Source organism: Pseudomonas sp. WP18, from assembly GCF_036689585.1.
GTDB lineage: Bacteria > Pseudomonadota > Gammaproteobacteria > Pseudomonadales > Pseudomonadaceae > Aquipseudomonas > Aquipseudomonas chlororaphis_E.
In genome coordinates, this window is the sequence record NZ_CP144758.1 from 3,814,712 (window position 1) to 3,827,673 (window position 12,962).

A 12,962-nucleotide genomic window follows, 5' to 3' on the forward strand; every position below is an offset into this window, starting at 1 on the left:
CCAAGTTAGACCTCGTTAGATCTGGAGAAACTTACCAAGCTTGTCGATATCAATATTACCGCCTGTAATAATGATGCCGACCCGTTTACCTTGGAGCTCCTCCTTGAGCTTTCTTACTGCAGCAAGGCCCAGGCAGCCAGTGGGCTCGACCACAATCTTCATACGCTGAACAAAGAACTTCATTGCAGAAATCAGCTCTTCGTCAGTGACCGTTACAATTCGATTCACACCGTTCAAAATAATTGGAAAAGTGTAATTACCCAGATGCTGGGTTTGAGCACCATCAGCGATGGTGTCCGGAGTGTCGATGTGAACAATCTCGCCTGAATTGAAAGATTGTTGTCCATCGTTACCGGCTTCAGGCTCAACGCCAATAAGAGTGCATTCAGGTGCCAGTGCACGGGTCGCCAAGGTGGTTCCCGACAGCATGCCACCGCCACCGAGGCCTACGAACAAGACATCCAGTTGACCGACGCTTTCAAACAGTTCCTTGGCGGCGGTACCTTGGCCGGACAGAACATCTGGATGATCGTAGGACGGGATTAGCGTCATGCCGTGCTTGGCGGCCAGGGCTCGCCCGATAGCCTCGCGGTCTTCGGTATAACGGTCGTAAAATACAACCTCGGCGCCATAGCCTTTGGTAGCCGCGACCTTGGCTGCAGGAGCATCGGTTGGCATAACAATGGTGGCCGGGATCTTCAACAATTTGGCCGCCAAAGCGATGCCTTGTGCGTGGTTCCCCGACGAGAACGCTACAACGCCACCTCGACGTTGCTCTTCGCTGAACTTAGCGAGCGAGTTGTATGCCCCCCGAAATTTGAAAGAGCCGGTACGTTGGTAGTTTTCACATTTGAAAAATACCTTCGCACCGACTTCCTCATCGATCGTACGAGAGGTCAGAACAGGCGTGACGTTGGCTGCTCCCTCAAGTCGCGTAGCCGCGTCGACTACGTCTTGATAAGTTGGCAGAGTGATTTGCATAGCAAAATGTCCTCAAATATTTACCACGGCCAAGAAATATCGTGGCCAATACCTTCGATATTGGCTTGCTTGAACAGCAGCTGGGCAACTGTCAGGTCTTGCAGCGCCAATCCCGTCATGTCGAAGAGGGTGATGTCATTGGCACCACGGATGAATTCGACTTTCCCTGTCAACAGGTCACCGATTTCCATTACTGGCGAAGACGGCACCCATTGCGTTTCGCCAAGCTGACGAGCTTGGGCTATATCGTCGACAAAGATTTTAGCCTTGGGCAGAAGACCATCCGGCGCTTCCCTTTTGCCCTTGGTGTCCGCCCCCACGCAGTTGAAATGCGTACCAGGTTGAACGGCTTCCAGGTCAAACAGTACTTTTCCACCGGGCGTTGCTGTGATGACTACATCACTCTGTGATACGGCATCGTTTGCCGATACGCTGTGGCGCACGGAGACACGTTCGGAAAACCGCGATTCAAATTGCGCACTTGGCATGCCATCCGCCGTCAGGTAGGTGACATGCTTGATGCCGGACATCACGCGAAGCGCATAATCAACTTGAATGCTTGCCTGTACGCCAGTGCCGAAAACGCAGAGTTGCAAGCTGTCTTGACGAGCAAACATCTCCAGACCCAACGCCCCGGCAGCACCTGTTCGGAGTGTCGTAATGGCGTTGCCATCAATGACACACAGAGGCCGGCCAGTCGCAGGATCGATCAGCAGGATAGTCGCTTGATGAGGCTCACCTTGCAGGGTGCGGTTGGTGGGCCAGAAACCGGCCGCTTTGAACCCGAGCACGCCCTGATTGGCGATCCCGCCGGATTTGATTCCAAAGATGCCACCCGTGCCAAGCGCTTCGCGAACCACAGGGAAGACTTGACCCTCTCCCATGCTATGCAGGTAGAAGGCTTCGCGTACGGCGAAGAGGATCTGCTCAGGTACAACCAGGGCATTGACACTATCCCTATCCAGCATTTTTAGCATTTCGATCTTGGACATTTTACGCACCTGGCCAGATAGCTATTTCAGACACAATATCCAGAATTAGACATTCTGTAAATATCAGGCGCTACCATTTGTCATGAACAGTCGGAGACATCGGCAGACCTGTTTCGCCACGCCACTGCGCAAAAGGCGTCCATGGCAGGCGGTCCCTCTGAGATTCGGTTGATGTAGCGCAGCCGCTCCTCATCGTGCCAATGCCATCCACAAAAACCCATGCCTTGAGCGCTATCGTGCATATGTAGGATGGTGATCGGCTTTCAACCCGTCGATACTTGTGCACAGGCCCTGCCCACGTCCAAACGACGTTCCGGCCCTTAATGACTTCGTGACGAAAACAATAAAAAGGTCGCACAGAGGTACATACGAATGAGCCGTCATGATCATGGTCACGCCAGCCTCCTGGAGGCGTTCAGCGCGATGACACTGGAGCTTCAACGCCTGGCGCAGGACAAAGACATAGAACACTTCCACGAAGCGGCGCTGAGCTGCATCAGCCAGCTGCTGCCCTTCGACAGCGCTTGGTGGGGCCGGGCTGCGCTGATTGACGGCCTGCCGGAAGAACACAGCTCCTACCTCTACAACCTGCCCCGCAGCTACCTGGCCGATTGGCAATCGATTCGCCATATCGATGTGACCATCGCCAGGGTCCACGATGAGCCGGGGCAAGCGGTCATCGTCGACATGCGCGACCCTGTCAACGGCCCTGGGCTCAACTGGCTCGGCACGTGCTACGCCATTGGTGAGTTATTGTGCGTCGTGTACGTAGACCCGCAAACGCACCTCAGCGATCACCTCGCACTTTACCGTGCGCCCAATACCGCACGTTTTACCGATCAGGACTGCCTGCTGCTTAACAACATCATGCGGCATCTGGTGACTGCGGTTTCGGCCAACCAGATTCGTACCCTGGTAGCCACGCGCGAAGCCCTCACCCACCCACGCAATCTCGCGCTTGCCGTGTGCGACCAACGCGGCACCCTGCAATGTGCGGAACGTGGCTTCGTCGACTTGCTGCTGAGCGAATGGCCGGACTGGACCGGGCCTTGCTTGCCGGTAACGATGGACGCCGGAGGCTATGACGGCAAGCACCTGCAGGTCGAGGCCTCAACCGTCGGTGACCTGCTGCTGCTTGCCGCGCGCAGCCGCACGGTGCTGATGCAACTGAGCCCTCGAGAGAATGCGGTGGCCCAGGGTTTCGGCGAAGGCAAGACCTACAAGGAAGTCGCTCGCGACCTGGGCATGTCGCCCAACACCGTGCGCCATCACATCCGCGCCATCTACAGCAAACTCGGAGTCAAGGACAAAGCCCGAATCGCCCACCTGCTGCACGCCCCGCCTGACTGATCTGCACCTCTGACCCGCGCTGACTTTTTCGCTGTCGTTTTGACGGCCACGGGACACCTTTGCGTTTTTTTTGCCTCCCTCTGCCATCCACGGGCGAGCCATTCGCCACACAACAACTCAAAGAAGAGATGCCATGCCCATGATCCACACCTTCACCCGCACCACCACACTGGCCCTGCTCGGCGGCCTGTCGAGCCTGCAAGCCAGTGCGGCCGACCTCAATGCCCGGGACTTTTTCGGCGCCCCCTCGGGCACCAGCCTGGGCGTGTTGTACTTACCGGCAAGCCGCGCCAGTGACTTCCACGGCCCGGCCGACAGCACCGGCAAGGCCGACCTGAAGGTCAACGCCGTGGCGTACCGCCAAGTGTTCTTCAGCGACATCTGCGGCACACTCTGCACCCCACAGTTCATCGTGCCGTTCGCCGACATCAACGCCCGCCTGCCGGGTGCAAGCCAGCACAGCGCAGAGAGCGGTTTCGGTGATCCCCAGGTCGGCGGTACCGTATTTTTCATCAACGACCCCGCCTCGCGCACTTACAGCGGCCTACTGACCCTGATCACCCTGCCTGTCGGCGAATACCACGGCAACAATCCTGATGTATCGCCCGGCGCCAATCGCTGGGGTACCACCTTCGTTTACAACTACACCCAAGGCATCGGTGAAAAATGGGTGCTGGAAGCCAACCTTGAAGTCCAACTCTATGGCAAGAACGACGACTACTTCGGCAGCGACCTGAAACAGGACCCGCTGTATCGCCTGCAAGCCTTTGCGTCCTACGACTTCACGCCCAGCACCTACGGCGCGCTGCGACTGATCCACGCCGACGGTGGCGAATTGCGCATCAATGATCAGCGCATCGACGACACCCACAAGCGCTACACCCAGGTGGGCTTCGAGGTCGGCCACTGGCTGGATAAACAGAACCAGTTGATGTTCGGCCTCTCGCAGAACGTCGCTACCGACAACGGCTATCACGGTACCGACGCGCTGCTGCGCCTGGTCCACGTGTTCTGAATCCCCTCATCGGAGCTTGCCCATGAACACCCAGACACAACCGCTGACCGATGAACGCTCGCGTGCTTCATCTCCATTAGCACTGCTGGCCGCCATCGTGCTGTTCGCAGCCATCACCCCGACCATTCTCATGACCGCACCGGCCGTGGCCGCGCAACTGGCGACGCAATGGCAGTTGAGCCCATCACAGATCGGTGACCTGTTCTCCACCGAACTCGGCGCCATGAGCCTGGCCACCCTGCCCGCACTGTGGTGGCTCAGGCGTGTCGACTGGCGCCGCGCCGCGTTGCTGGCCGGACTGCTGTTCATCGCCGCCAACCTGCTCTCAATGCTGGCCCGCGACTACCCGATCCTCCTGGCACTGCGCTTTTGCAGCGCCCTGGCCGGTGGCTCGTTGATGATTATCTGCCTGTCCAGTGCGGCCTCGACGGCCAATCCCGGGCGTGTCTACGGGTTATGGGTGATGGGGCAATTGGTCGTCGGAGCGATCGGCTTGAGTATCCTGCCCCGCCTGTTCGAGCACTACGGGTTGTCAGCCTGCTACATGATCCTCGCCGCCTTGATGACCCTCTTTTTGCCCCTGGCGCGGCACTTTCCCCAAGGCAGCCCAGTGCCTGAAAAAGCCGCCGAGCACATCGCCCTCGACTCCAGGTGGAAAGCCACGCTGGGCGTTCTGGGCATCCTGAGTTTCTACGTCAGCCTGAGCGGTGTCTGGACCTTTATCGGCTCCATCAGCAGCCACGCCGGCGTCTCTGCCGAGGCCAGCGGTGAGATCCTGGCGCTCGCCACGGTGATGGGCATCGTCGGGGCCGGTTGTGCCTCACTGATCGGCGATCGTCTGCCGCGCCTGCCGCTGCTAGTGCTGGGGTATGCGCTGATGGCTGGCGCCGTGCTGTTGCTGCTTGGGCAACCCGACATTCTGCGTTTTGCCGTGGCAGCGCTGCTCTTCAAGTTCACCTGGACCTTCATTCTGCCACTGATCCTGGCCTGCCTGGCCGACCTCGACCGCTCCGGAAAACTGATGAACGCTTCCAACCTGGTGATCGGTGGCGGCCTGGCCATCGGCCCGACCGTGGCGGGCCGGATGATCGAAGCCAGCGGCAGTTTCCAATCGCTGCTGATCGCTGGAGCTTGCATCACCGGGCTGTCGCTGGTGTTGATGCTGAGCAGCCGCCCGAATGCCTGACAGGCCCTTTCACCCCAACGAAGATGGAAAAACGATGAGCCGAAAAAGTGCATTTTTCTTCGACGAACTCAGCCTTTGGCACAGCGCCGGGGCGCACGCCTTGACCTTACCGGTGGGTGGATGGGTGCAGCCGCCTGCGGCCGCTGGCCACGCCGAGTCACCGGAAACCAAACGTCGCTTGAAGAGCCTGCTGGACGTTTCCGGCCTGACCCGCCACTTACAGGTGCGCAGTGCCAACGCGGCCACCGATGAAGACCTGCTGCGGGTGCACACGCCCAACTACTTGCAACGCTTCAAGGCGATGAGCGATGCCGGGGGCGGCGATCTGGGGCCGCACGCGCCCATCGGGCCTGGCAGTTATGAAATCGCCCGGCTCTCCGCAGGGCTAGCCATGGCAGCAGTGGATGCGGTGCTGTCCGGCGAAGTCGACAACGCCTATTCCCTGTCGCGTCCACCCGGCCACCACTGCCTCGCCGACAGTGCCATGGGCTTCTGCTTCCTGGCCAACATCGCCATCGCCATCGAAGCCGCAAAAGCACGGCGTGGCCTGGGCAACGTCGTAGTGATCGATTGGGACGTCCACCATGGCAACGGCACACAATCGATCTTCGAAGAACGCAGCGACGTGCTGACGATTTCCCTGCATCAGGACGGCTGTTTCCCTGCTGGCTACAGCGGTGAAGCTGATCGCGGGCGCGGTGCGGGGCTGGGTGCGAATATCAATATCCCGCTGCCTCCCGGCAGTGGCCATGAGGCATATATGCACGCACTGGAGCGCATTGTGATTCCAGCGCTGGAGCGCTTCGAACCGGAACTGATCATCGTCGCCTGCGGCTACGACGCCAACGCTGTCGACCCACTGGCGCGAATGCTGTTGCACAGTGACTCGTTCCGACACATGACCCGTCTCGTACGCCAAGCTGCCGAACGCCTGTGCCAGGGGCGTCTGGTGCTGGTGCACGAAGGCGGCTATTCCGAAGCCTACGTACCGTTTTGCGGGCTGGCGACCCTTGAGGAACTGGTGGGTGTCAGGACACAGGTCAGCGACCCGATGCTGGAGTTTGTGCAGTTGCAGCAACCGAAAGCGCCAGTGGCGGCGTTTCAGTTGCGCTTGATCGATGAGTTGGCCGAAGCTTGCTTAGCATGACGTAAATCCATGACGCCATGGAGGCGCAGTTGCATCTGCCCAACGATTGACCGAAAACGCTAAAGCCTGACGTCTCAGCACGTAAAATTCAGGCAAAAAAAAGCCACTCAAATGAGTGGCTTTTTTGTGAATCTTGGAGCGGGAAACGAGACTCGCATCTGGCGTCCGACCCATTGAAATCAAAGGGGTTTCTTTTCGTGCCGAAGCATCAAAAGACTCAATTCTGGACTTGTTTTTGGGGTGTATCAAGGGCCAAGAAAGAGCGATTCACGAACGCGGCAATCGAAAGCATTCGAGCGATGGCAGAATGCAACGACAAGGAAATCCATATCCTGCCGGACAAGACACGTAGCCACCTGCAACAAGCCCGACCTGCTGCTTGACGAGCCGGTTAACGCGCTGGACGTGTCGGTGCAGGCGCGCATTCTTGAGCTGCTTGAATAGCTTCAGCGTGAGATGGGCATTGCTTACGTACTGGTGTCGCACGACCTATCGGTGGGCAACTGCGTTTGGTATGGCTGCTAACAGGAAAAAATGGGGTTGTTGAAGTGCGCTATGAAGGCGCGCAAGACATCGACATACGGTATGGAAACGTCGAACAACAATTCGTCCAAGCAAAAGACCATGCGTGGGGCAAACTCACCAGGGCTGCTATTTACGATGCCCTTGCAGGCTTTACACGAGACCTCATTCACGCGAGAAAACAAGGAACCCCAGAAGAAAAATTTTTACGATTTACCTTGACCCGCTGGGGCTCAGGCCACCAGCCATTCAAGACACCCAAACAATGACGCAGAATACGCCTCCACTCACGAAGCAGGCCGCCGCGCCCGTCGATTGAGATGGCTGCCGGTTCTTCAATTGACGAGAATTGGCTGACATTGTCTGGCATCGCCCTAGCCATGACTAGGCATCAGGAAGCGGCACGCAGTGCCAAACAGCCTGATGCTGACTGGCACAAACTTATCCTACAAGCGGTGCGACTGTAGCTTATGACCTAAGCAGTGGCCTAGTATCGCGGGCTGCGCGCACAACATGCCAAAGCCAACAGGAGAACTGACATGCAAGCGGATATGCAGCAACACAGAACGTTTATGGAGCGGGCCATCCAGGAGATGGGCAATTCTCCGGGTAGCACCAAAGTCGGGGCGGTGTTGGTCGTCGACGATGAAGTCGTCTCTACGGGTTTCAAAACCCCTGGCTGCCATGCGGAACGAGCCGCAATTGAACAGGCCAAGGCGAACGGTATCGACTTGAAGCAGGCGGTGCTCTACACCACGCTCGAGCCCTGCATTCAAGTAAAGGAAACGCAAACGAAGGTCTGCTGCTCCAGCCTGATTCTCGATGAAGGCATCCGCAAAGTGTTCATTGGGTACACTGACCCGAACCCGAAAGTCTTGCGTCAGGGCTGGCGGAGTCTGCGCGATGGCGAGGTGGAACTACGGTACTTTCCTGAGGAGCTGCGTAGCAAGATTGAAGCAATAGACCCCTTTGTTCACGTCTTCTCCCAGAGCATCGGCCCTACTGGCACAATGACGATCGATGTCCTTGAACCTGAGACCGTGACAATTCGATTCTCGGAGGATGACCCGCGCACCATGGCGATTCGGTGGTCTTGGTCAGGAAAGGGCGAGGCGTTTGCATACGACTCTGGAGGCATCGATGTTGCTCTCGCGAGGGAAGCGAAGGAGTTTTCTGAAATCGACGATCCGGGAATTTTTAAGTTCGGTCCTCAGGCTCGAGTACCGATTGGTGGCATCGCAATCTTTCGCCATCAAGACGCCTATCTGCTCGCGAAAGTTATCGATTCACAGGCAGGCCCGTCGTATGGGGATAAGCACTATCTTGTGAAGTTCAAGTACGAGATTTGCGTCAGGAACTGAAGTTTTATATTTCCCTTGGCGTCGACCCCGCAACCTGTATGCCCTGGCAAGCATGACCTGGTTGTGCAGTCCGACGCCGTCTCCACTACTTCGCTAGAAAGGCGGTTCATTATCTGGTGCTTCGCGCGGTGGTTCTTCGCGCCGCGTCAGGTGCTCCGACAACAGCTTCAGTTTGTCCAGCAGTTCATCGAACGTGATGACTTCGACGTTCTTGCAGGCATTGCGAAACACTTCAAGGCTCCGACGCTTCATTTCGTCCTTGGGCAGCATGCCGGTAATGATTACGCACTTGATGGCATCTGGACGCGAGTCCTGGAGCTCTGGCCGTACCCGGTGAACCAGCCAGTTTTCGTGAATCTTGCTCTGCTGGTACAACACCTGCGATACCGCGCCGCTGAGCTCTTCGTCTGGCGCGAACACTTCCCTGTTTCGGTAGGCCTTTCCGCGTAACAAAGGGCTGCTTGGCGTCTTGATTTCCACGATGGCCAAGGCGAAGCCTTTTTCGGCCAGCAGAAAATCTCCAATCTGTGCGCCGGCACCGTCCAACAATGAGCCCTGGGCATGGAACTGAGAGTGAAGCAGCCTGACTGGACGCGCGAAAATCAGGGTCAGGATGAAGGTGTTGCGCTCAAAGAACTTCTGCCATGCCGTTTCTGGCAGGCCCTTCTGGAGCATGTCTTCGTACTTCTCAATCATCTGGACCAGGGTGACTCGCTCAATCTCGGCGTGCAGCTCGATGAGTTCTTCGGGCGCTTCGGCCGCCAGGGCCTCCACATTGGAGCGCACCGCTTTCACCGTGGCACTGCGACCGGTGCGGGCGGCTTGTTTGCTTTGCCGCCCGTGGTCCAGGCGGACCTCAAGCAGTTGGCCTTTCGAATTGATCTGAAACATCGCCGGGTACCGCGCAGGGTCCAGCTGCGAGAGCAGTGCGTTGCGGATGTGGGTCTTCCTGACCTGTTTGACGAACTCGCGCATCCTGCGAGTGGTTCGCTCGAACGCACGACGAATCTTGTCAACTTCGTCCTTCGGAATTAGAACGGCACTGCCGTCCACCCGCAATGCGCCACCGCGGGTCAGCACCAGGGTGTTGAGCGCCGGAAACCTCGACAGCCCCCTCCACACTTCATCCAAGTCCTTGGTAAGTCCAAGTCCATAGATGCACGCATTCGACGCCCGCCAAGGAAGGGCAATCTCGATATGGGAAACAGTCGCCCCCGAGCTTTCAGGCAAGGCAGTTCCGTAGCTACTTTCGTAGATGACCGTTCTGAACTGACCATGCCGACGGGCCAAATACCGCTGTGCATGAGGATTGGTGAACACCGGATAGGAGATGATTTTGTCCAAAAATACCCTTGCCAGATGATGCCAATCTGACTCGGGTAGACTCCGCCAACGTCCAGTTTCCGAGGTATCTTTCTCGAAAATCTGCATGAATAAATCCCTGTACTCTTTCCCGTCATCGGCCACCCCCGCTTCAAGCCGGAACCCTGGCTCCAAGACTTCAGCGTCGGTGTACCGCCTGGTTTGTCCCTGCCCCTTCCTTCCTGCCATTGGTTTCCCTCCTGAGACATGCGGCCTCGTTCCGAGATGGCCGTCAGTCGATTATCGCGGACAGTTTCGCGGAAGCGTAGACGTTCATCTGCATTTGCCGGCAAGTTCACTGCCACACCTACCCATGACACATTGGCCAGAGTTGTCTTCAATTTCGGTCACGTTCGCCGACATGACCGGACGCGCACCTGGCCGGACCAGGCGAACCTGCTGGCGCGGCTGACGCCCGAGGGGCGTTCCGACCTGCAATTGCAGAGTTATCTGGACCAGCGCCCGGAAACCGAGTTTGACCACCAGTTGCTGGCGGAGCCGCGTGCGGCGTCGTGCACCCGGCGTACGACGTACGACGTACGACGTACGACGTACGACGCGAAGTGTGCCGTGACAGTGAGCAAGCAGAGCCAATGCTCTGCGCCACATGTCGGGCCAACTTCGACCCACCGAGCCATTGTCCAATTTGGCTGGTTCGCCGGCCATCGATTGGTCCATTAGCTGGTTTTGCAGAGACTTCATCGCATCAGCGTGGCACTTAAGGGCATACCGATGATGATCCCCATGGATAGCGCGTAGGTTCTGGAGTGTCCAGGCCGAAAGAACGGGTTCGCCGCGATTTCGGCCAACGCGACGAAGTACGTGGCGAAGAACATGAACCCAAAAGCGTGACCGAAGGCGCCGCACAGGGCCGCTGCTAGCGCAAAACCTGCGATGACCGCAGCTGCAACGGAGGCGAACGCCACGGCACGGGCGGACACGTGGCCAACGAACGCCTTGAGACGGGGGTACTCTCGTGTGGTGCATAGCCGTTCGACCAGTCCCTTGGCAAGCCATAGGAACATGACGGTTAACAGGAGTGAATTGAAGGCGATGTGTTCTTGAAGCAGTTCGGATCCCCAATTGGCTTTGTTGAAATATTGGTAGCCCACCCACTGGACTAGCCCACAAATCAGTCCGACGGTGCCGAAAAATGGGATATCACCTTGCAGATCCTTCGCAACCAACATCCAGGGGGTAGCCATACCATTTCGAGGCCGTGGGTCCCGCTCACGATCATTAAAGTAATCAGTCATAAGCAATCCTTACGTTCTACGCTGAGCGCCAGCACTTCAGACATCTATTATCCGAGTGCTCTTAGTCGACCTCGAAGATCCTAGGCCGAGTGAGTACCGAGTTGTTCGCCCATGTATGTGACAATCTTTCGCGCGGCTCCCGACCCTGGCGCGACAATGCTCGTTGACGCCTGGCAACACGTCAGTCATTGGCGCGCATGTGCCCGAAGCTGGAGCTTTCGTTGACAGTCGCACACCCTGTCAGCAGCGCCATGGTCATTACAGTTAGCATGAGCCGCATGATGTACCCTCACCCTGAAAGGGTGAGACTGTAGCACTGAAATCTCAGGCACAAAAAAAGCCACTCATCTAAGTGGCTCTTTTAATCTTGGGGCGGGAAACGAGACTCGCATCTGGTGTCCGACTCATTGAAATCTAAGGGTTTCTGAAACCGTCGGCCATCGTTGCACGAAATCAATCCACTAGTTTAAGCGGTATCTCGCCCCGGAGACGCGTCAGCATGGTTTCACAGTACCAATCGTCAAATTGGCATACACCATTTTCCGCAATGTCCGAAAAGGGTCCCGGCTCGTAAGTCGGCGAGGTCACACCAGCCTGCGTTCCTTCCACCAAACGACGGTCTTGATCATTGGTGGCAAGCCAGACTTTTGTCAGCCGGTCGATATCGTAGTCAACACCTTCAACGGCGGTATTGGGCACAAGCCATTTGGTCGTCACAAGCGTTTCGCCAGGTCCGATCGGGAGTACCCGGAAGCTCAATGCATGATCGCCGAGAAAGTGGTTCCAGGTAGACGGGTAGTTAAAGTAGAGCAAGGCACCAATATCCGGCTCGCCGCTTTTATCCAGGCGCCCCGCAACAGCAGGTTTACCGTCCATAGTGTAACTCACGGCACCCGCGGAAAGGGGAATGCGTGTCATACGAAAACGGCCATTCGGGTCCATCACAAGCCTGCTTGGCATACCCGCGCTTTCGCAGCGATTCCAGTGTGCAGTCAGTTCGGGATCGTCTTCGCCTCCAACCCCTGCCACCGAAAGGTTCTCGACAAAAGAGTTCATCAATTCGGGATGCGTACCGTCACAGTGGAAACACTCGCGATTGTTTTCAAACACGAGCTTCCAGTTACCCTTTTCCACGAGATTGGACTCGAAAGCAACCTTGCAATTATCCAGAAAATGGGGGGCGATGAAAGGACTTACAGAATTTCTGAAACTTTCGAACTCAGGCGCGTCGTCAGCGACGCATACATAAATGTACGTATGGACAATTTCACAGTGAACAGGTTTCAGATTGTATTGAGACCTGTCGAAATCGACCCCCATATTACCGGCAAATAAAAGATTACCGTCCAACTCGAAAGTCCACTTATGATAAGGGCAAACCAGTTTGGCGACTTTGCCTTGGGCGTGCTCACAAACTTTAGAGCCTCGATGACGACAAGCATTGTGAAAAGCACGGACCTGACCACTTTTATCCCTGATAATTAAGACTGGATAGTGACCGATCTGCAACGTCAAGTATTGCCCGGGTTTTTCAAGTTCAAAGGTATGCCCGGCAAAAATCCAATCCTTGTGCCAAATCTGCTCAAGGTCCTGATGAAAAACCTCAGGTTCAATATACAGTTCGCGGGGAAGCGCGTGGCGCGCCTTGCGTTTTTGAATCAGGTCGATCACGGATGCTTTGATATTCATTATTATCCTCTACACATCAACCTTGCGGTTAATGGCAAGTACGCCCAGAAAACAGTGTCATGGCCAACGGATCCTGCGAGGAAAATCGTCCAAGCAATCCT

Annotated in this window: 11 protein-coding genes and 1 pseudogene; 7 read left to right on the forward strand and 5 right to left on the reverse strand. The window is 56.8% G+C overall.

Annotation, left to right across the window (positions count from 1 at the left end):
• Window positions 1-15: 15 nt before the first annotated feature.
• Both V5F23_RS16760 and V5F23_RS16765 read right to left on the reverse strand, forming a co-directional pair.
• The gene (locus V5F23_RS16760) at window positions 16-981 is read right to left on the reverse strand and encodes a threo-3-hydroxy-L-aspartate ammonia-lyase (RefSeq protein ID WP_123579863.1); all 966 of its coding nucleotides are present in this window, start codon (window positions 979-981) and stop codon (window positions 16-18) included.
• Window positions 982-1,001: 20 nt separating this feature from the next.
• Window positions 1,002-1,973, reverse strand: coding sequence for an ornithine cyclodeaminase family protein (locus V5F23_RS16765; protein WP_338495683.1), 972 nt, complete (start codon window positions 1,971-1,973; stop codon window positions 1,002-1,004).
• A gap of 372 nt (window positions 1,974-2,345) precedes the next feature.
• Between V5F23_RS16765 and V5F23_RS16770 the strand changes: the two genes are divergently transcribed.
• The 7 genes and pseudogenes from V5F23_RS16770 to V5F23_RS16800 all read left to right on the forward strand — a co-directional run bounded on the left by V5F23_RS16770 (window position 2,346) and on the right by V5F23_RS16800 (window position 8,554).
• Entirely contained in the window at window positions 2,346-3,323 is a 978-nt protein-coding gene (locus tag V5F23_RS16770) for a helix-turn-helix transcriptional regulator (RefSeq protein ID WP_123579861.1), read from the forward strand.
• Window positions 3,324-3,462: 139 nt separating this feature from the next.
• On the forward strand, window positions 3,463-4,338 hold the full coding sequence (locus V5F23_RS16775) for a transporter (RefSeq protein ID WP_338498943.1): 876 nt from the start codon (window positions 3,463-3,465) through the stop codon (window positions 4,336-4,338).
• Between the two features lie 22 nt (window positions 4,339-4,360).
• The gene (locus V5F23_RS16780) at window positions 4,361-5,524 is read left to right on the forward strand and encodes an MFS transporter (RefSeq protein ID WP_123579859.1); all 1,164 of its coding nucleotides are present in this window, start codon (window positions 4,361-4,363) and stop codon (window positions 5,522-5,524) included.
• Window positions 5,525-5,558: 34 nt separating this feature from the next.
• Complete coding sequence (locus V5F23_RS16785) at window positions 5,559-6,671, forward strand: class II histone deacetylase (protein ID WP_123579858.1); 1,113 nt, start codon at window positions 5,559-5,561, stop codon at window positions 6,669-6,671.
• Window positions 6,672-7,034: 363 nt separating this feature from the next.
• Window positions 7,035-7,112 (forward strand): annotated as a pseudogene (locus V5F23_RS16790) (ABC transporter ATP-binding protein); the annotation flags it as partial.
• 107 nt (window positions 7,113-7,219) lie between these two features.
• The gene (locus V5F23_RS16795; RefSeq protein ID WP_338495686.1) at window positions 7,220-7,462 is read left to right on the forward strand and encodes a hypothetical protein; all 243 of its coding nucleotides are present in this window, start codon (window positions 7,220-7,222) and stop codon (window positions 7,460-7,462) included.
• 270 nt (window positions 7,463-7,732) lie between these two features.
• Window positions 7,733-8,554: a deaminase gene (locus V5F23_RS16800; protein ID WP_338495688.1), complete on the forward strand. Its 822-nt coding sequence runs from the start codon at window positions 7,733-7,735 to the stop codon at window positions 8,552-8,554.
• Window positions 8,555-8,647: 93 nt separating this feature from the next.
• On the opposite strand, the gene V5F23_RS16805 is transcribed toward V5F23_RS16800, so the two are convergent.
• The 3 genes from V5F23_RS16805 to V5F23_RS16815 all read right to left on the reverse strand — a co-directional run bounded on the left by V5F23_RS16805 (window position 8,648) and on the right by V5F23_RS16815 (window position 12,861).
• The gene (locus V5F23_RS16805; RefSeq protein ID WP_338495690.1) at window positions 8,648-9,985 is read right to left on the reverse strand and encodes a Shedu immune nuclease family protein; all 1,338 of its coding nucleotides are present in this window, start codon (window positions 9,983-9,985) and stop codon (window positions 8,648-8,650) included.
• Window positions 9,986-10,614: 629 nt separating this feature from the next.
• Entirely contained in the window at window positions 10,615-11,172 is a 558-nt protein-coding gene (locus V5F23_RS16810) for a hypothetical protein (protein WP_338495692.1), read from the reverse strand.
• Window positions 11,173-11,625: 453 nt separating this feature from the next.
• Window positions 11,626-12,861, reverse strand: coding sequence for an aromatic ring-hydroxylating dioxygenase subunit alpha (locus V5F23_RS16815; RefSeq protein ID WP_338495694.1), 1,236 nt, complete (start codon window positions 12,859-12,861; stop codon window positions 11,626-11,628).
• Window positions 12,862-12,962: the final 101 nt, after the last annotated feature.